The sequence below is a fragment of the Bacillus sp. cl96 genome (assembly GCF_900100505.1).
Lineage (GTDB): Bacteria > Bacillota > Bacilli > Bacillales > Bacillaceae_G > Bacillus_A > Bacillus_A cereus.
On the sequence record NZ_FNDM01000005.1, the window covers coordinates 131,796 to 156,649 of the forward strand.

The window sequence follows — 24,854 nt, forward strand, 5'->3', positions numbered from 1 at the left end:
TTTAATTCGTAACAATCATATACACCTGCAATCTAACAAAAAAAATAGCTCCACCATTAGGCGTAGCTATTTTTACAATTATTGCTTATTTAAATCATATTCCTTTATCTAACTCATAAAGTTTACGATACTTTTCATTTTCTTTCAGAAGTTGTTTATGACTACCTTGCATGACAATTTGGCCACGATCAAGGAATATAACTTCGTCTACATGTTCTATTCCTACAAGATGGTGCGTAATCCAAATAACCGTCTTGTCTTCCGTTGCAGAAAACATTGTCTCGATTAAAGACAATTCTGTTTTTGGATCTAAACCGATAGTCGGTTCATCAAGTACAATAATTGGTGTTTCTTGCATAAGAGTTCTAGCAAAAGCAACCCTTTGTCTTTCCCCACCAGAAAACCGCTTTCCCATTTCATGCATTTTTGTTTGTAATCCGTCTGGAAGAGAAGTAACATGTGAAGCTAATTGTGCTTTCTCTAAAGCTTTCCATATCTCTTCATCCGTCGCCTCCGGTTTGCCAATTCGTACATTATTTCCAATTGTCGTATCAAACAAATGCGGCTTTTGATTTAATACAGAAATATATTTAGATAAAAGATTCGTATGAGCTCGTTCACCATTCAATACAACTTGGCCATTTACTGGGCTTAACGCCCCTGTTAACAATTTTAGTAAAGTAGATTTCCCTGTCCCACTTCTTCCTAAAATAGCAATTTTCTTCCCTGCTTTTATTTGTAATGATACATCTTTTAATACAATCTCATTACTATCTGGATAACTATACGATACGTGATTCAGTTCAATATCTACATGTTTTGGTTCAATATAATCTTTCTCTCCATGCAAATCCGTTTCATCATGTAAAACACTATCACTTTCTACGCCATTAAGACGATGGGTAGATTCTACGTACGACGGTATTCGATCGATGGCATCTGCAATAGGAATAAGCGCGTTTGTTACAGATAAAGTCATTAATACGAAAGCTGCGATAACTGTAGGAGCAATTTGTTCACTTGCCGCTTCATTCCCAGTCCATATGATCATCGAAATAACTACAATACCTACTACTAATTGAATGATACTGTCCCGAATATGATACCAGCGTTTCACTCTCTTTTCGATTTTTAACAACTGATCATTTTGTTTTACATACTCATTAATAAATTCATCTTTACGACCACTTGCTTGCCAATCAGATAATCCAAAAACAGCATCTGTCAGTTGTTGATACAAACGGTTTCTTCCTTGCTTTAAAGTAACATGATGTTTCTTCATCAAAAGTAATGATACAAACGGAAGAAGAAAAACGATAATAGCTAACATACAACCTACAATAAGTGCAAAAACAAAATCAAATGCACCGATAACAAGTACGAAGATACTATAAACAACTAGCGCTAATATGCTAGGAAATATTGTACGTAAATATAGGTTTTGCAAATGCTCTATATCTTCGGATAACACTCCTAACATATCACCCGTTTGAAATCGAGAACGGAAAAATAACGCCTGTGGTTCTACTATTCTATATAGCCTCGTTCTCATTTTTTCTAATATACGTAGTACGACATCATGTCCGACTAGGCGCTCTATATAATGAAATACAGCTTGCCCTATACTAAACGCTCTTGTTGCAACAATAGGAACATATACAGCCATTACATTTTCTGGTCTAAGGGCAGATTTTGAGATCAAATAACCTGAAATAAAAAGTAACATCGCTCCTGAACTAACTCCAAGAAGACCAAGGAAAATAGTTAAAGTCATTCTACCTTTATTTTGTTTTATATAAGGTTTAACCCAGTTACTCATTTCTCTCCCCTCTCTTCCCTATGAAAATGTAATGTCTCATTCTCTAAAAGTTCTTCATACGTCCCACTTTCTTTCATTTCCCCTTTATTTAGAATAAGAATATGGTCCATTTGTTTCATCCAATGTAGACGGTGAGTTGCTAAAAATACTAACTTTCCATTAAATAGACGTAACATCGCTTGCTTTATTTCAAATTCGGTTTCAATATCAAGATGTGCCGTAGGCTCATCTAATAAAATGATTGTTTTTTTACTTAAAAGCGCACGCGCCATAGCAACACGCTGTTCTTGTCCGCCACTTAGCATACGTCCACCTTCTCCAATTCTTTCGTGTATCCCATTTGGAAGTGATGTAACGAGTGAACGAAGGCCGACTTCATTAATAACTCTTTCAACTTCTTCATCTGTTGCATTTGTTTCATAAAACCGAATGTTATCCTTTAATGAAAGCGGAAAAATATAAGGTTGCTGCGGAATATAAGCAATATTTTTTTGCCAATCTTCACGAGTAGATCCATCAACTTCTACACCATTTACTAACATCTTTCCACTCGAAGGAGATAAAAAACCTGCTAATACGTCGATTAACGTCGATTTCCCTGCACCACTTTCACCAATAACACCAATAGCACCGTTACCTTCCCAAGTAAAATTAATTCCTTCTAATATAGCCTTTTCAGATTCAGTATTATTAACTTTGATATCTTGTAATTTCAAGCTACTAGAGGCATTCCATACTATATCTTCATTTAAATCTTTCTTTTGTATTCCTTTTTGTTGTTGCAAAATCTCTTCTATTTGCTCCATCGCAATTTGTCCATCTAATGTCGCATGATAATTTGCTCCCACTTGTTTAATCGGCAGAAAATATTCCGGAGCTAAAATCAAAATTGTAAGGGCTGGTAATAGTATAATCGTTCCATCTATTAAACGTATCCCTAATCCAACTGCCACAAACGCAATTGATAAACTCGTAAAGAAATCTAATGCAAAAGAAGAAAGAAAAGCAACTCGCAAAGTACGCATCGTTGCTTTTCTATATCTTTTACTTACTTTTTCAATCTTTCCTTCGTGCTGTTCACTTTTCCCTAAATACTTTAATGTTTCTAAACCTTTTAACGTATCTACAAAATGATTCGAAAGTACACGATATATCTCATACTGACTATCTGCCATTTTTTGCGCTGCTAATCCGAGAAGAATCATAAATATGATCACGATAGGAATCGTTACAACTAAAATGATTCCAGACTCAATATCTAGCGTAAAAACATATAGTACAATTAGACCTGGAACGATACTACTTCTAATCATTTTAGGAATCGTTAATTCAATATATGTTTTAAATTTCTCAATCCCCTCAATTGATAAGGTAACCAGATGACCAGTTCCAACAGTTTGAACATACCTTGGACCTAATGTGAAATATGCCTCTATCAATTGTTTTCTTAGTAACGACCCTGTTTTTTCAGCAAAACGTTCCACTAATATTTGTGATGTTCGAACTACTATGTTACGCGCTGCAAACGCGATACCAAAATAAACAACTTCACTTAATATTGTTTGTACTGTCTCTCCATGAAATAAAAACGTAATAGCTCGTGCTAAAAAGATTGTTTGCGCAATAATACTAAAAGCTTCTAAAATACTAATAATCGTTAACGCTACATATAAAATACGGCTACCGGGATAAGACGGAAGTCCTCTTTTTCTTTTCATTAGTACTCCAAATCGTTGTCTGACTTAACAGGTTGTCTAAATACATAATAACTCCATATTTGACTTCCGATAACGAAAGGCAAAATAGCAATCGCAAAGTAAGTCATAAGTTTTAATGCATAAGCTCCTGATGCTGCGTTGTAAATTGTCAAATCATTCATTGCTCCTAAAGAGCTAATCATAACACGTGGGAACATACCGATAAATACACTCGCACTTAGTAAAATGATCGTTAAACTCGTCATAAAGAAAGCCCAACCATCTCTTCTTCTTTTATTTAATAAAGTGGACACTAATAGTGCTACAAAAGCTCCGATTGGTACCATAATCCATTCTGTTCCATGAGCAGTGAAAATGTCGGTTTTCCATAACCCCACACCAGCAAAAACAAGAAGTGTAAGTAATGAAAATGGTGCAATTTTTATTGCAGCAATTCGTGCACGTTCTCTCAATTTACCAGTTGTACGTATCGTAAGAAATTGTAATCCGTGAACAATACATAGTAGGAGAAACATTACTCCTCCAAGTAACGCAAATGGATGAAGTAATTGCAAGAATCCACCTACAACATTTTTACTCTCATCAATAGGTACACCTACCATAAAGTTTGCAATCGCAACTCCCCAAAGGATAGGAGGTAACATACTTCCAATAAACATCCCCCAATCCCATGCACTCTTCCATTTATGATTATCTATTTTCGCACGAAATTTAAAGGAAACACCTCTTAAAATTAAAGCAAGAAGCATAAATACAAATGGAATATAAAAACCACTAAATAAAGTTGCATACCAGTGCGGAAATGCCGCAAACATGGCTCCACCAGCACAAACAAGCCATACTTCATTCGCGTGCCAGAACGGTCCTATTGTATTTAAGTAAACTCGTTTTTCAAAATCATTCTTTCCTAAAAACCTCGAAACCATTCCTACACCAAAATCGAAACCTTCCAGTACGAAGAATCCAACAAACAAGATTGCAATAACTAAAAACCACAACTCATTAAGAGATAACATACTCTTCCTCCTTATCAAATGGATCATGGCTTTGATAATCCTTTTTCGTTTTCTTATTCGTGTGGCCCTTAATGGTACGAACGAATAAGTACACACAAATTCCACCCATAATTAAATACATTGATGTGAATGAAATAAGTGAGAATAATACTTCACCGAATGTTACATTTGGTGATACAGCATCTTCTGTTTTCATTACACCAAATACTACCCAAGGTTGACGACCCATTTCAGTCATAATCCACCCTACTGTATTACCGATGAATGGAAGAGAAATTGCATACACCATTAATTTTAAATACCACGTTTTTTCAGCTAAACGATCTTTTCTTGATAAGAGCCATCCGTAAGCTCCTAGAAGAAGCATGAATGTTCCACTCATTACCATCGCTCTAAAACTCCAAAACATTGTATGCACTGGAGGAATATAATCTCCAGGTCCATATTTTTCCTCATATTGTTTTTGAATTTGATTCATCCCTTCAACTTGACCGCTAAACTTATCATACGATAATAGACTTAGCATATAAGGGATTTGAATTTCAAACGAATTTTCTTTCTTCTCCGTATCAATTTTCGAAAATACTGTAAATGGTGCTGGATCCTCACTTGTATTCCATAGCGCTTCAGCTGCCGCCATCTTCATTGGATGTGTCTTAATTAATTGTTGCGCTTGTGCATGACCAAAGAATAATACAAGCGCCGTTGTAATTGTTCCAACAATGATAGAAATTCGGAAAGATTTTTTAAATACTACAGTTTCTTGTCCTTTTGTAATTTTCCATGCACTTACACCAGCAATAAAGAATGCACCTGTTGCAATTGCCGCTGTAATTGTATGCGGGAATTGTACCCATAGTTGTGGGTTTTGAATAATGGCTAAGAAATCATTCATTTGCGCACGACCATCAGCTGCCATTTCATACCCGACAGGTGACTGCATAAATGCACTTGCAGTTAAAATCCAGAATGCTGATAACATCGTGCCAATTGAAAGGAGCCAAATACACATTAAGTGAATTCGCTTCGGTAATTTGTCCTCACCGAATACCCATAAACCTAGGAATGTAGACTCAATGAAAAATGCCAGTAATCCTTCAATTGCAAGCGAGGGACCAAATACATCACCTACAAAACGTGAATACGTTGACCAGTTCATACCAAACTGAAATTCTTGTAAAATACCTGTTACTACACCTACTGCAAAGTTAATAAGGAATAATTGCGTCCAAAACTTTGCCATCTTCTTATATACCTCTTGCCCTTTTACCACATACAACGTCTGCATGATTGCAATAATAAAAGCTAAACCAATTGACAGCGGAACAAAAAAGTAATGGAAAATCGTTGTTGATGCGAACTGTATTCGTGCCAATTCGAGCGTTTCCATACTAAAATCACTTCCTTCATAGTTTTTATAATAAAAGTTAATTGAGCAATCTTATCAAACTCAATTATTAAGAAATACGAAAAGACAAAAACATTTTGTATGTATTGTCGAAAAATATGAAGTTTCAGTTTTTCAAACTATTGTAATGCTATTTTTTACCTTTTCACTATTTCTGTAGTGTTTTATTCGTTAATCGAATTGTATAATATACCTGCATAGTAAATTCAGGTTATTTTTGACGTATTATTGACATCATTTTGTCTGAAATATGTCTTTTGTCATTTTTTTGAATCAGATTTTTCTCATTAGTAAAATGTGTTTTTTCAATATACTTCTTACTTTTATATCTATAAAACAATCGTTTTTTCTTCATACGCTTGACTTTTACTCGGAAAAATGTCCTCGAAAGCACCCACGATAAATGCTTATTTTTTGTCAAGAGAAAAATTTATTTTCAAAATTCAAACTCGAAATAATGTTATTCAAAAATAGAAAACAACTTCCCTCTTCCTCGACTAAAAGTTCATTTTTTTGTCATTTTTCCAGAACAAATAAAAAAACTGAGAGTCGATTAAACTCTCAGTTTTTTTATTTATTTTGCTGTATGTTTTCTAACGGCTGGTAAAATTTCAGTAGCAATTAATTCAATATTTTTCTCAATTTTATCAAATGGTACACCGCCAAAATCAATTTGTGCCATAAAGCGTTGTTGGCCAAACAATTCATATTGGTAAAGCATTTTCTCAATGATTTGTTGTGGGCTACCAACCATTAAAGCATCACGATAATCTATTGCATTTGTAAATTGCTGTTTCGGATACCCATCACCGCGCAGTGTAAGCATACCAGCATTAATGTGAGGGTAATATTCACTAAGTGCATCTTGTGAATTTTTTGCCGTATAAAATAAACTCGTTGTCGCAACTGGTAAACTAGCTGGATCAAATCCGCTTTGCTGAGCAGCCTCGCGGTAAGCATCTACTGACACTTTAAAGTTAATTGCTGGACCACCAAGTGTTGTTATCATCATTGGCACACCTGCACGTCCTGCTTTAATTGCACTAGCTGGTGGACCTCCAACTGCACGCCAAATTGGTAAGTTATTATTTTTCGCTCTTGGAATAACCGATGCATGTGCGAGCGGTGCTCTGAACTGTCCATTCCATGTTACATGTTCCTCGTTATTAATTTTTAATAAAAGATCCATCTTCTCTTCAAATAATTCTTCATAATCATTCACGTCATAACCAAGTAAACTATATCCTCCAATACGAGATCCACGACCAGCCACAATTTCTGCACGTCCATTAGAAATCAAGTCAATGGTAGCGAAATCCTCATATACTCGAACTGGATCAGATGTACTTAATATCGTTGCGGAACTTGCAATTTTTATATTTTTCGTAGCTTGCGCGACCGCACCTAAAATAACTGTATGAGCTTGCGTTGTAAAATGTGTTTGGTGACTTTCGCCGACAGCAAACACATCAAGCCCTGCCTCATCTGCTAACTTAGCTGTTTCAATTAGTTCGTGAATTCTTTTCTCTGGCGTAATTTTGTCCCCATTATGTGGATTTAAAACATGATCACCAATTGAATATAATCCAAACTCAATTCCTTTTCTTGTATCTATACGGTATTTTTCCATAGTTACTCTCCCCTTTAATAAAGTAGTATTAGTTTTTTTCTAAAAACGTTGGTAAGTCAAGTTTATCTCCGTATTACCTACACCATCACTTGATTAGTCAATTGATAGTGTAAAAAAAATTACTCTTGCGGTAATTCTTTTTTTTCGCTATGCTTATGAACTTTCGTCATCAGCTCGTATAATATTTTCTGCTCTTCTTCATTTAATACATCATCAAAAAACGAAGATTGAAATGCAAGTTGTTCTGGCAATGCTCTCTCTAAAGCTGCTTCTCCTTGCTCTGTAAGACTAATTGTTTTCGTTTTCCAATCTTGTTTTCGTACAATATATCCTTCTTTTTCAAGACGAGTTAACATTCGAGAAATGCCACCTTGTGTAACAGTTACCTTTTCAGCTAACTCCATTTGTGTTAGTGGTTGATACGTACGTATTTGCAAAAGCACATCAAATTGAGCTGTCGTTAAATCAAAACGTTTTAAAAACTCATTTGACAATTGATTACTTTGGTTCGTAAATCGTATTAAACGTAACCATATTAATGACCCTATCGTATTATCACGCATGTTTGATCACTTCCTATCGTGAATCTTACTATCACTTTACCACTCAAGTGATAGTAATGCAAGAGAAAATCACATTTTTTATATAACTCAACTTACTTTTACTTAACTAAAGGCATCACTCGTGTAGTATTAGTTCTACTTGCCATTCTCTACATCTTCATAAAAAAAGGATTAAGCTCCAACGCCAATCCTTATCATGCATTTATTTTTTGTTTTCAAAACCGTATGTTTGAAATTCACACCATCTAATCTATTATTTTCTTTTATCGTAGCGTAAATTCATTTGAGCATACCGTCTTCATGTAAAACCTGTATAAGTTTGCATAAAAAACCCTTGTTTACACCAATTGGGCTTTTACAGGATATATCATTTAAGTTCTACCTTTACTTCCTCTTTAGACATAACATCAGGTCTATAAATTAATTCAAGATTAGAATCACCTTTTTTCGCTTCAAACGTTATGGCTCCTGTTATCTTACCGTTTGGATCTACATCTTTAATTTTAAAAACGTTTTTATTACTAGTTGAAAATGTATGGTCCACGATACTTCCATCTCCTCTTTCAAGGTAAAAATCTAATGGATTAATTCTAACTTTTTGATTACCAATATTCTCTACTGTAACATGAACAATAACAAACTCATTACCTTTTTCCAGCTTATCATATTCTGCCACTTGTGCTATTTGTACTTTATGGACTGTTAATTTTTGATTTCTAATTTGAGTAGTTTTTTCAACATTATATTCTCTTGTATCTTCATTCTTCGTATTTTCTTTTTTGGCACTACTTTGCTCTTCCTTCTTATTATTTGATACAGTTTTAGCTACTTCTTTCTTCTCATCACATGCCGATAAACTGAAAGCTAACGTCCCTGCTAAAGTGACTGTTGCGATTTTTTTAAACATAAATTCCCTTCCCCCAATGTAAAAATGATAAAAATCCTCAAAAACTATATATTATACTAACAGATAAATGAACAGCATATTGTCGTTATGTGTCGAATGTAATAAGGCTATGTATAAGTATGAAGTCTTACTTTGCTTCATCTCTCAACTGTTCGACATATGATAAAATTTTAACAATAAGACATCCACCTTACTTACGAACTCTTTATTCCCATAACTATGTGTATCATAAATTTTTAAATAAGAAAAAATTAAAATAAAATGATAAAATTAAACAAATCACTAATGTAAAGGTGGGCAGAACATGCATATTTCTAAACAATTTATAAAACCATTCCCTGAATATGAAGACATATTTTATGATGATTTGGAACAACATAAAAAGCACTTTTTACCCATTTGTTCTATAAACTTACAATGTATTGAACCGGAATTGGACGAATGGGTACATATTGTGTCAGCAAAAGAAATCCATGATGGTTGCGTGGGTGATTTCACCAAACCATTTCACACAAATTTTACGAAAGCAGATACATTAGGATTCGATGTCATTAATGGAAAATATAAATTTGAAGCGGATTGGAATTATTTCGAAATCGAACAAAATAATTCTGACATAATAGAACAAGCCTATGAGAGTAATAAAAGAGATTATCAAATCCGTAAAGAGTATTTTCAACGTAATCAAAAAATTTATCCTTATTCTAGCTTAGGAAAAGAAATAACATCTGTAGAAGTATTAGAACAAGAGTTTGTTGAAAAACAAACAAATGGCTGGGGATTAAATTATCCTGTGGTAAATGGTATCCTAGATGATGTTCGTTTTATGACAGAAGAAGGTGAAGAATTATTAGAAGACTGCGATAACGAAGACGAAATTTTTGACTTTACGAATCTTCTATATGTACCAAAAGATGAATATGGACATCCCTTTACATATGTTGGATTTGTTACAGGATATTATTTTCAAGCTTATGGTGCCGATCGTATTTACTTATTCTTTAATAAAGAATTAAGAAAAGCAGTAATTTGTTTTGAATATACATAAGATAATTAAGAAAAGTCCATTTTGAACATTATTACTTGAATCAAAATGGATTTTTTATAAATAATTTATTTCTATTTCAATTCCGCATCTACTGTGAAATGTGTAAAACCTCATATAATGTAATATCCTCTATCTCTTCAATTTCAGGCTTTACTTCATAAAATTCAAACTGACTATATCCCCACTTATCTGGGTTATACACTATTACATTCCCTTTACAATTTTCTGTATTCTGGACATTCTTATTAAAAAAGTTAAATTGAGTTTCAATCAATGAATTCTTTTGAGAAATACTCCCCACGTATTCAACAACATACTTACATTTCTTAAAATCATCACTTAGATTAACAACTAATGGAACACCTATATGTATTTGTTGCCAACCAAACGTTTGTAAAATATTATCGTAATACCCTTCAAATATAAATTTATTCATCCCTTCATGCCCATTCCAAATATATAAAGGTGCATAGCAGTTATAAAAATTCCCGTCTTTCTCCGTTTCCGTAATTAAATAAGCTTTAAAATTTAGTGCTTGGAAACCATCAGTTTTATAACCATTATCCTTTACCCTTTTCTTAATAATTTCCATGTCATAATCCTTTGGCAAAATGACCTTATATTGCATTCCAATCATGTTTATCACTCGCTTTCAATCTTATATACATTATGATAAATCGATAAGCAGCTAACGTAAAATAGGTATAAATTATGTTTGGTATCATTTATAATGATAGTGCATAAGGGGCTGAGATACATGGAAATAAATGATCTTATTATATTCAAAACTGTAGCCAGTGAGGGTTCTATTAGTAAAGCTGCTAAAGAGTTAGGTTATGTTCAACCGAACGTAACTGAAAGAATCAAAAAATTAGAACAAGAATTAGAAACACCCTTACTACATAGAGATAACAAAGGCGTTTCCTTATTACCTTCTGGTGACATTTTATTAGATTACACGAATCAAATATTAACTCTATTAGAAGAAGCGAAAGATAAAATTAAAACAAGTGGGTCTTCTTATATAATCGCGACGTCACAATCGATTTTGACTAATTATTTAAGTAAGCGTATTAAAGAAAATTTCATGAATTATCAAATATATGTAGAAAATAGTAGTCATTTGCCAAAATTACTGCAGCAACAAAAAGTTGATATGGTCATCACTTATGAGGATGATTCTGGTGCAGGTTTTAAAAAAGTATTTACTACTTCAATTTCTATAGGCTTACTAAAAGATCAAGAAAAATGTATCATTGACTATTCAAAGGAACTCTTCTTCGTTAGCAATGACAAAAAGTGCCCTTTTAGAAATAAGACGATACAATTTCTAAAAGAAAATAATTTATCTCAGCGTCAACTTCAACAATTAGATTCTTATTCGCTTATGGAAGAGTTTATTCAGGACGGAAAAGGGATAGCCTTTTTGCCGATTAAAAATGATAAATTGGTACCAATTGAAGATGTTCCAGTTGAAAAATTAGCTGTTCATTTTTTTACAAATCAAAACTCTTTCAAACAAATCCCTGATGAACTATTCGGTTAATAAAAAATCCCTCCTTTATGAATCTAAAAGAGGGATTTTCATATTCTATACAATTGATTTTTCACACATTTTGCTCCACTTCTGCACTTTTCTCCTTCTTATTCCGCTTCATATTCTTCAGTCCCTTAACCGTGCCAACTAATCCTTTCGGGAAAACTAGCAATACGATAATGTACAATAAACCAAGAATAATCGTCCATCGTTCAAAGATCGGATACTCTGTAGCTAGTTCTGATAAATAATATTTTAGAGATTCAATAATTCCAGCTCCTGCAATTGCTCCAATTAACGTTCCAACCCCACCAATCATCGTCATCAATAATGCATTTAATGTCATTTCAATTGAAAATACAGTCGTATTAACAAAACGCAATGTGATAACAAATAAACCACCGCTAATCGCAGCTACTACTCCTGCAACAATGCTAGCAATAATTTTATAATGAAGCACTTTATATCCTAGTGCTTCAACACGTTGCTCATTTTGGGAAATTGCCTTTAATACTTTTCCAATAGAAGATTTGGTGAAAAGACGTAACAGAACAAAAATGATAAGTAAACATATAAGTGTTACATAATAAAACGTAAAACGATCACGGAATACGTCTGGTACACCAAATGTAAAACCATCTCCTCCGTGAGTAAGCCCACGCCATTTTTCAGCAAGTACAAAAAATAGCTGTGAAATAGCAAGTGTTAACATTGCATAAAAATGACTTTTCAATCGTAAAGAAAGCAAACCAATTATATAACTAACGATTGCTGAAACGATAATTGCAGCTACTATTCCAATTAAAAAGTTCGTTATTGATACGCCTTGTCGATCAAATAAAAGCGCTACCCCATATGCTCCTATCCCAAAGAACATACAATGACCGAACGATACAATTCCTGTATACCCAAGCAATACATCAAAACTCATTGCAAAAATAGCAAAGATGAAGATTTGAGTGAACAAAATTAACAGGCTCCGTGAATCATTTACGAACGGAAATACACTTAAACAAATGAGCATACATACTCCGAAGTATACTTTAATTCGGTCCGATGTGTTGTTCACCATTTCACCCCTTTTCACCAACAAGTCCAGTTGGCTTCACTATTAAGAAAAATAGTAACATTAACATATTAATTGCAAGTGATAAATCTGGTATAAAATACGCTGTAAAAGCACCAGCTAATCCGACAATTAAAGAAGCAATAGCTGAACCTTGAACGCTTCCTAATCCACCGATAATTACTACTATAAAAGCTAAAATTGCATACTGCATGCCCATCTCGGCGAAAATAACGCCCGAATACGGCGCTAATAAGAATCCTCCCAAAGCTGCCATCCCTGCCCCTAATAAAAAGACGAAAGAAAATATCGCTTTTACATTAATACCAAGCGCTTGAACCATTTCTTTATCCATTACACCTGCACGGATCATAAGACCTATCTTCGTCTTTTTGAGTAATAGTAGTAGTGCAATGTAAATAATTATCCCAATCAAAATAACAAATAGACGATATTTAATTAATATAATACCTCCGAATGTAAAACTTCCTTGTAACCATAACGGTAATTTTGCACTAATAGGGTTTGGCCCCCAAAATATTTTAATACACTCACTAAGAACGAGCATTCCTCCAAGCGTAACGAGCAGCTGTCGAACATGATTTCCATATACCGGCCTAATAAGAAACCTTTCTAAAATAAATCCTAGGAACATTCCCATGGCTACTGCTCCAACTAAAGCTAATATATAACTTCCTGTCATATTAAATAACCAAACACCTGTAAATGCTCCCCATGCAAACAAACCACCGTGTGCAAAGTTTAAAACGCTCATTAAACCAAAAATAAGTGAAAGACCTGATGCTAACAAAAAAATGAGCATCCCTGTTGAAATCCCATTTACAAATAAATTGATTAACACATCCATCCTTTTCACCTCGGATTCATGTTAAGAGATTCCTAAATATTTATGACACATTTCCTTATCCTTTTTTAATTCATTCATAAAACCGTTATGAACAATTCGTCCGTTATCCATAATGTAAAAATAATCGCCAATTTGACTGGCCATCATAAAATTTTGCTCAACAAGTAAAACTGTTGTTTTCTCTTTCATCTTCAAAATAGCTACCATTAATTTCTCCACCATTATCGGAGATAGCCCTTTGCTCGGTTCATCAATAAGTAATAATCCATCACTATTAATAAACGCTCTTGAAATAGCCAACATTTGCTTTTGCCCTCCGCTCAAGAGCCCACTTTTCTTATTCCAAAACTGCTTTAAATCCGGAAATAGTTCCAGCATCCACTCTATTTTCCCTTCTACTTCCTCACCTTTTCCCCTAGCAAGAGCGAAAGTTTCTTCTACTGTCAAATCATGAAAAATACCTTGATTTTCTGGTACATACCCTATTCCTTTTCTTGAAATTAAATGTGTAGGTAATCCACTCACTTTTGCACTATCATAATAAATTTCACCATCTGCAATGCGGTGAAACCCCATCACTGAACGTAATGTCGTTGTTTTCCCTGCCCCATTTCTACCAAACAGTACAGTAATCGTCCCTTTCTCAACAGCAAGAGATACTCCTTGCAAAATATGAAACTGATCTAAATACGTTTCTATATTATTCACTTGTAATAGTGCCACTATATAATCCCCCTAAATAAGCACTTTGTACACGCTCATCTTTCATAATTTCTTCTGGCAATCCTTCAGCCAATAACTCTCCATGAAATAAAACGATAAGATGATCTGACAAACCTAGTATCATATCCATTTTGTGTTCGATAAGTACAATTGTGCTCTCTGGATGTTTCTTAATATTTTCAATCACTTGTAATATAGCAGGGACTTCCTCAACCGAAATACCTGCCGTCGGCTCATCAAGTAATAACACATCCGTTTTTAAAGCTAATAACATCGCAAGTTCTAGCTTCCTTTTCTCTCCATGTGCCAAATCTTTCGCTAATACGTTCTCTTTTTCATGAAGTAATACTGTTTTTAAGAAACGTCTCGCCTCTCCAACTTGTTGCTTTAATTTTGCTGAACTCGGGAAAAAACTATAGTAATCTTGTACGAATGATTGAACACTTAAACGGACATTTTCAAGTACCGTTAATTCTGGGAATATGTTTGTAAGCTGAAAAGAGCGACCGATTCCTAAGCGTGTTCGATCTGAAATCGATAGTTTTGTAATATCTTGCCCTTTAAAATACACTTCACCTGTTGTGGGTGAAATCTGTCCACTTAGTAAATTAAATAACGTTGTCTTCCCCGCACCATTTGGCCCAATAATAGAAATGAGCTTTCCTTTTTGGACAGTTAAATTTACATCTTTAATAACTTGATGTTCACCAAAAGATACACTAAGATTTTTCGTCTCTAGCAAATGTGTCACGAAATCCCTCCCTTTAAAGCCGTGAGTATGAAAGAAATATGTATAAAGAGAGTCCCCCCTCTTTATACAAAAACAACAGAAAATTCAGTCTATTTATTTTGAACTGGTGGTTCTGTTTCTTTCATCGTTAATTCTCGCTCTAACACTGGCACCGGATAATCAACACCGTCTTGCTTTTTCAATGTGATAGAATACAGTGTCTGCATCGCTTGGTGGTCCTTCTCTCTAAACTTCATCTTTCCTTTCGGTGTATCAAATTCCATTCCTTCCATTTTCTTAATCAAGGTATCTACATCTGTATCACCTTTTGTTTTCTTTAAGGCTTCTACAATAGAAATTGCTGCTGACATTCCTCCTGCTGTAAACAAATCTGGCACTGCACCATTAAAACGTTTTTTATGCTCTTCAACTAGCCAATCATTCACTTTATTTTTTGGAAGTGTGTGATAATATACAGAAAAACCTTGCATACCTACTAATGCATCCATTGTTTTTAATGCTGGTATATCTGGCGCACCTGTAGAAATTTTAATACCTTGCGCTTCCACATTCATATCTTTCAACTGTTTCCAAGGTGAATTTGCCCCTGCCCAAACGATAAATAAATAATCTGGTTTTGAACTAATGATATTTTGAATATTCGCTGTAAAATCTGTTGAATTTGTATCCGCGTATTGCTCATTCACAATGTTCGCACCTAATTTTTTCGCACCCGCTTTAAATGCAGCAATCCCTTCACGACCAAAAGCGTTATCTGGGGCAAATGTTGCAATCTTTACATCTTTTTTCGCAATTGCTGCTGCTCCTGCAATCGCATCTTGTGAGGAACTTCTTCCAGTTCTAAAAATATATTTATTCCAGTTCTTCCCGGTAATACTATCCGCAACTGCCGGTTCTACAACCATAATCTTTTCATATTCTTCAGCCAGTGGTAAAACCGCTAACGTATCACTTGAACTAGACGATCCAACTAAAAAATCAACTTTCTCTTCTTCTAATAACTTCGTAGCTTTTTTAACTGCTACATCCGCTTTCGTTTCTGTATCTTCTACAACAAACTTAATCTTTTTCCCATCTACTTTCCCAGTTCCACCAGTTGCATAATCTAACCCTAATTCAAATCCGTTCACTGTTTGTTTTCCATACGATTCTAGCGGTCCTGTTAAAGAAGCAAGGACTCCTACCTTAATCGTTTTTTCATCCTCTGTACTTGTTTTCTTTCCTGAACAAGCTGCCGTTATTAATAACGAACCTAAAACACAACCAGTAAACATTGTTTTTAGCCACTTACGTTTTTTCATCGACATTGTGATCCTCCCCATACTTTACTTTCTGATAGAATCAAACACGCCAAAATCCCCTGTCCGTAATCATGACTAACTAATTCGATAGATAATGGAAAACTCTTGTAGTACCCTCTACATTCGGCACAAATATATAATCACCTTCCTATGTAATGGAAACGGACATACAATCAATATATATTCTGCAATCCAATTGAAAATACTGTTTCATTTCAGTAATGACCATACAAAAAGACTAACTTATTTTTAAGTTAGTCTTTTCCCCTTAATTAGAGTTAAGTTCTACTTTCTCTAACCCTTCAGCCAATTGTTTCTTATCTAGTCCTTCTCCTATTACTACTAAGTTTGTCGGGAAACCGAAGTCTTGTTCTAATAAAGTTGGTACTCCGAACGAATATTGGAATAGGTGAGGGTATTTATCTCCATGGAATTTCACAAAACCTTTCACTCGATAAATACTATCTGGTAAATTCGAAAGCCATTCATATAATTTGTCTTGATCAATCGGTTTCGTAAATTGATATGTCATTGTTTGTATATGTAAATGCTGTTTGACATGTAGTGTCTCGTGTTCCTCATCATTTGGAAATTCTGCTTCTTCTATATCTTTTAAAGATATATTACAATACTTTGTCTCATACATTTTCGCATGATCATTTATTGCCTTTACTTCTTCAAATACTGTATTCTTATCTTCATCTGTTAGTAAATCTGCTTTATTAACAAGAATGTGACTACCAAATTTCAGTTGCTCATGCAATAGCTGTTGTACATTTGCACTTAATATACTTCGATTTAACCACCTTACTGCATCTAAAACGACTACAATTGATTTCACTTCCAGAAAAGGAGCTAAAATTGGCGAGACACACGCGTCTAACACTTCAATTGGATGCGCAACACCTGTCGTTTCTATATAAATTACATCTGGTCTTTCTTGTTGGTATAACGAATGTAATTGTATTTCAAGCTCTTCTTTTAACGTACAACAAATACATCCTTTAAGAAGTTCTCTTAAAACATTCTCTTTTCCAATAATATCTGTATCTACTGAGTATTCACCAATTTCATTCATTAATACTGCAACTTTTCTATTCTTCTTTTTCTCTGCTAACAATAAATTTTGTAATAATGTTGATTTTCCACTACCTAAAAAACCACCTAATATATGAATCTCCACTTTATTCATTCAACCGACCATCCATTTCTTTACTTCAAATGTATTCAAAGCGTAATAATTACGATTTATATTTATCATTTTATTAAAAGAATGACCATTTGTAAATATAAGAGATTCACTGTTCATTTACTTCATATGCAACTCTAACTCCAGACTCAATTGCCCCTTGCATCCATCCATGTGTTAATGTCGTATGCTCTCCTGCAAAATGTACTTTTCCAGATGGTGGTGTAATATACGGAAATAACTCGAGCTCTTGGCCTGGTTCGAAAGCTGTAAATGCACCGCAAGAATACGGATTTTTACTCCAGCTAAAAGATGTTCCAGTGACAAACTCACTATAGACGATGTCACCGTATATTTCCGCTAAATTTTTTAATGCGTACCGAATACGATCTCTTTGCGGGAGACTATCCCATGTTAACGCCTCATCTGCCCACGTATAACTTGCTATAACGATAGCTGGTCCTGGAGTATGAATGCCATAACTCGGATAGTATGTAAACCGTATCGGTAAATCAGTAATAGATTTACCGCCACACTGTCCCGCTTTCTCCCAAAATCTACTTTTAAACTCTATTGCAATTTTAGTTGCAGCAATATAATTTAATTCACGAATTGCTCTTTTTTTAAAATAAGAGAATAAATAGTATGGCTGAACTTCTACAAATCTTAACGCTGAAAATGGAATTGTAATAATAGCAAAATCACTTGTTATTGTAAATTGCTCTAACGTTTGTTCATGATTTCCTTGTAACATTACTTTATTATCTTCTTGTATAATTTTATCAACCTTATACGTCATTAAAATATGTTCCCTTAATTGTGGTAAGAATGCATTCGATAACTTATCCATTCCACCAGTTATTTCATAATATTTCGTTGTTGAAGTAAAGAAAATCATTTCACGTAATACTTCAATTAAGGACATTCCCATATAAGCTTCCATATCAAGAAGTACCCCAATCATATCTATCGCACCATCTGAATAATACTCCATTAAAAATGAACCAAGCGAATACGTTTTATACTTTTTTTCAACGATAAGCCAGTTTTTATCAGGATCCTTCTTAATGTAATTTAGTATTGGTTCTAATACTTCAATCATTAGCTCTTCTGCCGTTTTTCCTCTTTCTTTATCCAAAACCGGATATTCAAGTACACTTGGATCATTTTCAAACACATTCAATCTCGTTTGAATGTTATTCGTATAAATGATATCTGCAAAAGTTTTATTTATAAAAAGGTTTAAAGGTAGTTTAAATTTATGAATATACGCTAAGGTTAACTTATGGGTGTCAGGGATTCTCATCGGTCCCGCATTAAAATATAAACCCACACTAAATGGTTCCCGAATCGTATACACTCTGCCACCTATTCTGTTATTTGCTTCTATAATCGTTACTTCGTGCCCAGCCTCTTTTAATAAAGAACCTGCAACTAATCCAGAAATCCCTGCACCTGCAATCGTAATCCGTTTTGGGTTATTTTTTTTAACAAGCCCTGCATGAATAATATGAAGCATTTCTTCCATTGCTAATGGATTCCCCATGCCATTTCCCCTTTTACAAAGGATTTTACTGAATTATATTCGGTTCACTGAATTCCTATGTTTTGTTCGCGGATTTGCACGGATACATTTTCAAATACTTGAATATCTTTTATAAAATGTAATAAACTAGATATGACTCTATAGAAGTAAGACGTATTATCTTACATAATAAAATCAATGAAATTGCGAGGAATTTTGAAATGAAAAAAGGTATTAACCGTGTTGTATTAGTAGGAACAGGAGCAGTTGGATGTAGTTATGCTTACTGCATGATTAACCAGGCTGTAGCTGAAGAATTTGTTTTAGTCGATGTAAATGAGGCAAAAGCTGAAGGGGAAGCAATGGACTTAAGTCATGCTGTTCCATTCGCACCAGCTCCAACTAGAGTATGGAAAGGCAGCTACGAAGATTGTAAAGATGCTGACCTTGTAGTTATTACAGCTGGATTACCACAAAAACCAGGCGAAACACGTTTAGATTTAGTTGAGAAAAACGCTAAAATCTTCAAACAAATCGTTCGCAGTATTATGGATAGCGGATTTGATGGCATCTTCTTAATCGCAACAAACCCTGTAGATATTTTAACTTACGTAACTTGGAAAGAATCTGGTTTACCGAAAGAACGTGTAATCGGTTCTGGTACAACGCTTGATTCTGCTCGTTTCCGCTATATGTTAGGTGAGTACTTCGATATTGGTCCACACAACATTCACGCTTATATTATCGGAGAACACGGCGATACTGAACTTCCAGTTTGGAGCCATGTTTCCGTTGGTATCCAAAAACTACAAACACTGCTTGAAAAAGACAACACGTATAATCAAGAAGATTTAGACAAAATTTTCATAAACGTCCGTGATGCAGCTTACCATATTATTGAGCGTAAAGGCGCAACTTATTATGGTATCGGTATGTCACTTCTACGTGTTACAAAAGCAATTTTAAACGACGAAAATAGTGTATTAACTGTATCAGCTTACTTAGAAGGTCAATACGGTCAAAAAGATGTTTATATCGGGGTACCTGCTGTTTTAAATCGCGGCGGTGTTCGTGAAATTTTAGAGGTTGAATTAAGTGAAGATGAAGAATTAAAATTCGACCACTCTGTTCAAGTATTGAAAGAAACAATGGCTCCGGTTCTTTAATTAAGATAAAAAGCAATCCAATTTATTTTGGATTGCTTTTTATTTTCATTATCTCCTATGACTTTTTAGTGATTTTCTATCATTTCTTATTTTTTAGTCGCATCCTCATTATTTATATCAAGTACATCTAATAAAAAGATAAAGATTGGTATCCCGATAATAAGCCCCCATATTCCAAGGAAATGCTCTGAGAAGATAAGAATCATAAATGTGTAGAATATTGGTAAATTTGTTTTTGCAGACATAAACTTCGGATTTAAAAAATAACTTTCAAGAGCATGAATTACTGTTATGAATACGAGTATGTATACTACGTACATAACTCCGCCTACGTTGTAAGCAATGATACAAAGTGGAAACAAAGAAATAATCACACCTGCAACAGGAATCAACCCTAGTAAGAAAATCATAACAGCTAATACAAGTAGCTGTGGAAATCCTAAAACGATTAATGCAATGACAGTAAGAATACAATTTACAACGGCAATTAAAAACTGAGCCTCAATTACTTTGCCGAACGATCTTGCAAATCTTTCACCAAAATATGCAATTTCTTCATAAAAGATTTTTAACTTACTATCTTTAAACTTTGATGTAAATGTAATAATACGCTCTTTTTCTAATAAGAAAAATAAGCTTAAAATTAGAGATAATAATATTTGTAAACTTACCTTCCCTATATTTGCTATTGATTGATATATGACGTCTACACCTTGTTCTATATATTTTGATACTTCCATCCCATTAATTGTCGAAAGTGCATATTTAACGATTTCATTATCAGGTGGATTTTGAAAAAACAGTTTAAATTGATAAATTAATTGTGAAATTTGTATCGTCAGCACAGGTAAATATTTATATAATGTGGTGCCTATAAAGGAAACTAGTATTATATATAAACATGCAATAACAATTTTCCGGTTTACTTTCAATTTTCTTGAAATAAAACGTTGAAATCGATCCATTAAAAACGTCAGTATAAACGTAATTAATATTAAATTAATCATACTTTTTAATGCGTATAATACAAGCGCTACTATTATTAAAACGAGAAACCGTTGAAACCCTCTACTTCGAAAAAAACTCTTTACTTCATTCATTAAGAATTAACCTCCCCCTTCAATGGATGGAAATTGAATATATTACATTTTATGAACTCCTATAGACAATCTTTCTTACTAATTGAGAAGAATCCTTTTTTTCTTTTCATATTGTTAGATTCGTTTAACTGGAATCCACCAACATAATTTCGGTGGCAGTTATTTTTCATATAATCTTTTATAAACTAGGTGATTTTCTATTTTTGGACTGCTGTTCATACGCATATCCAATATTGAAAAGCTCTTTTTCACCAAACTGTTTCCCTACAAACACTACACCGATTGGTTCTCCATTTTTATCATATCCAGCAGGAACCGCTAATTCCGGATAACCAGCTACAGCTGATAGAAGGACTTCATCGTTATTAATCATAACTAGAGCATCCAAACCTTTTTCTACTAAATACCTATCTAGCTCTTTTCTTGCATTTTCTTGACTCGTTTGCACTACGTTTTCAAACTCTTCTTTCGTTATAGCAGATTTTTCAGACCCTTCAATTAATGTTTGTCCGTATTTTATTCGTCTTTTACTATCCTTTTTATTAAACGCTATAATCTCTTCTAACGATTTTACCGGTACATTCTTTTGCTGTGAAAGATAGTCGTTTACATTATGCTTGAACTCATATTCTAATGTTTGCAAATTATCTACACCCTCAGCACTTAACTGGATATTATCAGTTAATATCGCACCTGCATCTTGAAGGTCTTTTCTAATTTTTTCTACTACTATTTTTCTATTTTCATCTTGTTGGTCTACAGAAAAAAGAAGCCCTATCTTTTTCCCTTTTAATCCATCTATTGATAAATCCTTTGTATAATCAATTCTTTCTTTATCTTTCATTTTTTCTGTCATAACATCTTTTTCGTCATAACCTATCATTGCATTAAATAACGTTGCTACATCTTTTACTGTTCTTGCCATAGGTCCTGCTGTATCAAGAGTTTCAGCTAATGGAATAATTCCTGTTCTACTTACCATACCTAAAGATGGACGTAACCCAACTACTGATTGCTGCGCCGCTGGTGCAACAATCGATCCCGTCGTTTCTGTTCCAATTGCAAGCGGCGCAAAATCTGCTGCAACTACTGTAGCAGATCCTGAACTTGATCCTGAAGTATCGAATGTAATCGGACCGTACGGGTTTAAATTTTGTCCTTTCTTCCCGCTATACCCGCTTGGCATTGTAAAAGATAAATAGTTCGCCCACTCAGACATATTCGCTTTTCCTAAAACAAATGCTCCTTCTTCTTTCAACTGCTTCACAATTGTTGCGTCTTGATCTGCAATCCAATCTTTTAATACATAAGTTCCTGCACTAGTCGGCATCACTTTTTCCGTCTGTACATTATCTTTTACAACGACAGGAATACCATATAAATTCGAATTTTTGTTTCTACCCCGCTCTTGATCTAACTTTCTTGCTTCTTCCATCGCATTAGGATTTATCTCTGTAACAGAATTTAATGTTATTCCATTTTGATCATGTTCTTGTATTCTAAAGAGATAAATACTCGTTAATTCTTCATATGACAACTTTCCATCATCAATCATTTTTTGAAGCTCATCTACAGTCGCATTTACGACTTCTCTTTCTTTTATCTTTACATTTTCTATATTGATTCCTTTAAGCTGATTATGTATCGGTTGTAGCACTCTTTCTTTATCATATACAATACGCTCAGGTTCCTTTGGAAAATAATTTTTATACACGTAATATCCGCCGGCACACGCTAATAAGACAATGCCTCCAGTGATAGACAGCGTTACCTTTACCCATTTCTTCATGTTGCTTCCTCCACTCTATAAGATGCTTAGCTATACAAAAAAGAGAGTTACCTTTTACTTAACTCTCTCCAATCAAAATGCTAAATGAAAAAATGAAAGGTTTCAATCTAATTACTTCTTTTTTTGCATTTGCTTTGCTAACATTTCTTTCACTTGATTATACGTTAATCCTGAATTTTTATTTAAACGCTTTACTTCCTCAACATCAGTACCTACCACTGTATATTTTTTCTCATCATTCATTTTTCTAATTCCCTTCTCACCGTATTATTTCTTATATTTCTTCCCTAAATGCGCATAAATTAACACCACTACAAAAAAGGAAGCTGTTTTTAAGCACAGCTTCCTTCTCGTTACATATTGTATTTCTTAATAAAATTTCACTACATCTTCAGTAGGCAAGAACGTTCTTTCTGCTGGTTGTTCGTTTGGTTCACCAAATGGCATTTGACCTACTAAGCTCCACTCTGCCGGAATGTTCCAAGTTTCTTTCACTTCAGCATCTACGATTGGGTTGTAATGTTGTAATGACGCCCCAATTCCTTCAGCAGATAATAGCATCCACACAGTATGTTGTAACATCGCATTTCCTTGATGAGACCAGAATGGAAACTGATCTTTGTATAATGGGGCATTTTCTTGCATTTTTTCTACAGTTGCTTGATCTTCAAAGAATAGAACTGTTCCTACACCTGCATGGAAGCCTTTTAGTCTTTCTACAGTCGCTTCAAAGTTTTCTGCTGGTACGCGTGCTCTTAGTGTTTCTTTAACGATATCCCAAAACTTTTCATGCTCTCCATCCATTAATACAACCATACGACCACTTTGCATATTGAAAGATGTTGGTGCGTGTAAAGCTGTTTTTAACACTTCTTCAATTCTTTCTTTCGTAATTGCATCGTTTTTTGTTACTTTACGAATTGAACGGCGGTTCACGATTGCTTCTTTTAAGTTTGTTGTAGTTGCTGACATTTTAATTCCTCCAAATGTTTGTTTTATAATTTATTTTATTATTTCATAACAAGCGAATTAGCAATATCCATCGGTATTACATTGCATACCTTCAAATGAATTTGTTTTATCCTTTTCAATTTCTTTATCAATGACCCTTTCTAGTGTTTCTTTACTAGCAAGCCCTTGAATGACTTCATCTCCAATCATGACAGTTGGAACAGCCATAATATTCGCTTCATCATATGCGTGTTGAATTGCTTCTTGATGCTTTTCTTTATATTTACGAGTTACTAAAGCATCTTTAAATTCCGCCTCAGGAAGTCCTACTTCTACCGCTAATTTTGTTAACACATCAATATCTTCAATGTTTTGCTCTTCTTGGAAAAATGCTGTGAATACGCGGTGATGATACTCATTACCTAGTCCACGTTCTTTCGCAAATTGACATCCTTCGAAAGCTAAATGTGTATATGGATGTGGTGAAACACGTGGCAAGCGCATATCAATTCCTAACTTCTTCGCTGTCGGAAGAATGAAAGCATCCCATGAACCTAATTTTTCTGGTTCATTCCATGGATCTATTTTTGAATATGGACTTGGACGTAATTCAAATGGCATCCATTCAATCTCTACATCTTTCTCTTTCGCTACCTCATCTAATGGACCTTTTGCTAAAAAACAAAACGGACATATAAAATCTGAGTATACTTTCATTTTTACAGTCATAACTTTTACACCTTACCTTATCGTTGTAATCAAATCAGTTACATTAATGA

Annotated in this window: 23 protein-coding genes; 3 read left to right on the plus strand and 20 right to left on the minus strand. The window is 34.1% G+C overall.

All coding sequences use genetic code 11. The features are described from left to right. Positions 1 to 94 precede the first annotated feature (94 nt). The 7 genes from cydC to BLT20_RS13260 all read right to left on the minus strand — a co-directional run bounded on the left by cydC (position 95) and on the right by BLT20_RS13260 (position 9,061). Complete coding sequence (cydC, locus tag BLT20_RS13230; protein ID WP_000073644.1) at positions 95 to 1,819, minus strand: thiol reductant ABC exporter subunit CydC; 1,725 nt, start codon at positions 1,817 to 1,819, stop codon at positions 95 to 97. Continuing rightward, positions 1,816 to 3,537 carry a thiol reductant ABC exporter subunit CydD gene (gene cydD, locus BLT20_RS13235; RefSeq protein ID WP_000824040.1) on the minus strand — a complete coding sequence of 574 codons (1,722 nt, stop codon included), beginning with the start codon at positions 3,535 to 3,537 and terminating at the stop codon, positions 1,816 to 1,818. The genes cydC and cydD overlap by 4 nt, the downstream gene beginning before the upstream one ends. Next, a complete protein-coding gene (gene cydB, locus BLT20_RS13240; RefSeq protein ID WP_000950085.1) occupies positions 3,537 to 4,553 on the minus strand; it encodes a cytochrome d ubiquinol oxidase subunit II in 1,017 nt (338 codons plus the stop codon). The genes cydD and cydB overlap by 1 nt, the downstream gene beginning before the upstream one ends. Then, the gene (gene cydA / locus BLT20_RS13245) at positions 4,540 to 5,943 is read right to left on the minus strand and encodes a cytochrome ubiquinol oxidase subunit I (protein WP_000448871.1); all 1,404 of its coding nucleotides are present in this window, start codon (positions 5,941 to 5,943) and stop codon (positions 4,540 to 4,542) included. The genes cydB and cydA overlap by 14 nt, the downstream gene beginning before the upstream one ends. Before the next feature lie 592 nt (positions 5,944 to 6,535). Continuing rightward, positions 6,536 to 7,591, minus strand: a complete 1,056-nt coding sequence (locus BLT20_RS13250; protein WP_000417543.1) for an LLM class flavin-dependent oxidoreductase — start codon at positions 7,589 to 7,591, stop codon at positions 6,536 to 6,538. A gap of 119 nt (positions 7,592 to 7,710) precedes the next feature. After that, entirely contained in the window at positions 7,711 to 8,154 is a 444-nt protein-coding gene (locus BLT20_RS13255) for a MarR family winged helix-turn-helix transcriptional regulator (RefSeq protein WP_001205510.1), read from the minus strand. 367 nt (positions 8,155 to 8,521) lie between these two features. Then, on the minus strand, positions 8,522 to 9,061 hold the full coding sequence (locus BLT20_RS13260) for a DUF4352 domain-containing protein (protein WP_000473156.1): 540 nt from the start codon (positions 9,059 to 9,061) through the stop codon (positions 8,522 to 8,524). A 304-nt stretch (positions 9,062 to 9,365) separates the two neighbouring features. Here BLT20_RS13260 and BLT20_RS13265 point away from each other — a divergent pair, with 304 nt between their 5' ends. Further along, a complete protein-coding gene (locus tag BLT20_RS13265) occupies positions 9,366 to 10,109 on the plus strand; it encodes a hypothetical protein (RefSeq protein ID WP_000548215.1) in 744 nt (247 codons plus the stop codon). Positions 10,110 to 10,197: 88 nt separating this feature from the next. Here BLT20_RS13265 and BLT20_RS13270 read toward each other — a convergent pair whose 3' ends face one another. Beyond that, positions 10,198 to 10,746 carry a DUF4865 family protein gene (locus tag BLT20_RS13270; RefSeq protein WP_000579896.1) on the minus strand — a complete coding sequence of 183 codons (549 nt, stop codon included), beginning with the start codon at positions 10,744 to 10,746 and terminating at the stop codon, positions 10,198 to 10,200. Positions 10,747 to 10,866: 120 nt separating this feature from the next. Here BLT20_RS13270 and BLT20_RS13275 point away from each other — a divergent pair, with 120 nt between their 5' ends. Then, on the plus strand, positions 10,867 to 11,655 hold the full coding sequence (locus BLT20_RS13275; RefSeq protein WP_000405005.1) for a LysR family transcriptional regulator: 789 nt from the start codon (positions 10,867 to 10,869) through the stop codon (positions 11,653 to 11,655). A gap of 61 nt (positions 11,656 to 11,716) precedes the next feature. Here the strand turns inward: BLT20_RS13275 and BLT20_RS13280 are convergent, their stop codons facing one another. The 7 genes from BLT20_RS13280 to BLT20_RS13315 form a co-directional block, all read right to left on the minus strand. Further along, a complete protein-coding gene (locus BLT20_RS13280; RefSeq protein WP_002040965.1) occupies positions 11,717 to 12,670 on the minus strand; it encodes a branched-chain amino acid ABC transporter permease in 954 nt (317 codons plus the stop codon). 49 nt (positions 12,671 to 12,719) lie between these two features. After that, positions 12,720 to 13,580, minus strand: coding sequence for a branched-chain amino acid ABC transporter permease (locus BLT20_RS13285; RefSeq protein WP_000382787.1), 861 nt, complete (start codon positions 13,578 to 13,580; stop codon positions 12,720 to 12,722). A gap of 21 nt (positions 13,581 to 13,601) precedes the next feature. Further along, positions 13,602 to 14,303 carry an ABC transporter ATP-binding protein gene (locus BLT20_RS13290; protein WP_001196696.1) on the minus strand — a complete coding sequence of 234 codons (702 nt, stop codon included), beginning with the start codon at positions 14,301 to 14,303 and terminating at the stop codon, positions 13,602 to 13,604. Beyond that, entirely contained in the window at positions 14,281 to 15,054 is a 774-nt protein-coding gene (locus BLT20_RS13295; protein ID WP_000149338.1) for an ABC transporter ATP-binding protein, read from the minus strand. Before BLT20_RS13295 ends, BLT20_RS13290 begins: the two co-directional genes overlap by 23 nt. 89 nt (positions 15,055 to 15,143) lie before the next feature. After that, positions 15,144 to 16,361 carry a substrate-binding domain-containing protein gene (locus BLT20_RS13300; RefSeq protein WP_000061996.1) on the minus strand — a complete coding sequence of 406 codons (1,218 nt, stop codon included), beginning with the start codon at positions 16,359 to 16,361 and terminating at the stop codon, positions 15,144 to 15,146. A gap of 262 nt (positions 16,362 to 16,623) precedes the next feature. Further along, on the minus strand, positions 16,624 to 17,547 hold the full coding sequence (locus BLT20_RS13305) for a CobW family GTP-binding protein (RefSeq protein WP_001044939.1): 924 nt from the start codon (positions 17,545 to 17,547) through the stop codon (positions 16,624 to 16,626). A 106-nt stretch (positions 17,548 to 17,653) separates the two neighbouring features. Beyond that, on the minus strand, positions 17,654 to 19,090 hold the full coding sequence (locus BLT20_RS13315) for a flavin monoamine oxidase family protein (protein ID WP_000528003.1): 1,437 nt from the start codon (positions 19,088 to 19,090) through the stop codon (positions 17,654 to 17,656). A 200-nt stretch (positions 19,091 to 19,290) separates the two neighbouring features. Between BLT20_RS13315 and BLT20_RS13320 the strand changes: the two genes are divergently transcribed. Then, on the plus strand, positions 19,291 to 20,235 hold the full coding sequence (locus tag BLT20_RS13320; RefSeq protein ID WP_000715321.1) for an L-lactate dehydrogenase: 945 nt from the start codon (positions 19,291 to 19,293) through the stop codon (positions 20,233 to 20,235). An 86-nt stretch (positions 20,236 to 20,321) separates the two neighbouring features. Here BLT20_RS13320 and BLT20_RS13325 read toward each other — a convergent pair whose 3' ends face one another. From BLT20_RS13325 to BLT20_RS13345, 5 genes are all read right to left on the minus strand, one after another. After that, the gene (locus tag BLT20_RS13325; protein ID WP_001006597.1) at positions 20,322 to 21,335 is read right to left on the minus strand and encodes an AI-2E family transporter; all 1,014 of its coding nucleotides are present in this window, start codon (positions 21,333 to 21,335) and stop codon (positions 20,322 to 20,324) included. A gap of 178 nt (positions 21,336 to 21,513) precedes the next feature. After that, on the minus strand, positions 21,514 to 23,124 hold the full coding sequence (locus BLT20_RS13330; protein WP_000759478.1) for an amidase family protein: 1,611 nt from the start codon (positions 23,122 to 23,124) through the stop codon (positions 21,514 to 21,516). Positions 23,125 to 23,235: 111 nt separating this feature from the next. Then, a complete protein-coding gene (locus tag BLT20_RS31045; protein ID WP_000997344.1) occupies positions 23,236 to 23,367 on the minus strand; it encodes a hypothetical protein in 132 nt (43 codons plus the stop codon). A gap of 126 nt (positions 23,368 to 23,493) precedes the next feature. Further along, complete coding sequence (locus tag BLT20_RS13340) at positions 23,494 to 24,096, minus strand: nitroreductase family protein (RefSeq protein ID WP_001277021.1); 603 nt, start codon at positions 24,094 to 24,096, stop codon at positions 23,494 to 23,496. 57 nt (positions 24,097 to 24,153) lie between these two features. After that, on the minus strand, positions 24,154 to 24,804 hold the full coding sequence (locus BLT20_RS13345; protein WP_000216673.1) for a DsbA family oxidoreductase: 651 nt from the start codon (positions 24,802 to 24,804) through the stop codon (positions 24,154 to 24,156). Positions 24,805 to 24,854: the final 50 nt, after the last annotated feature.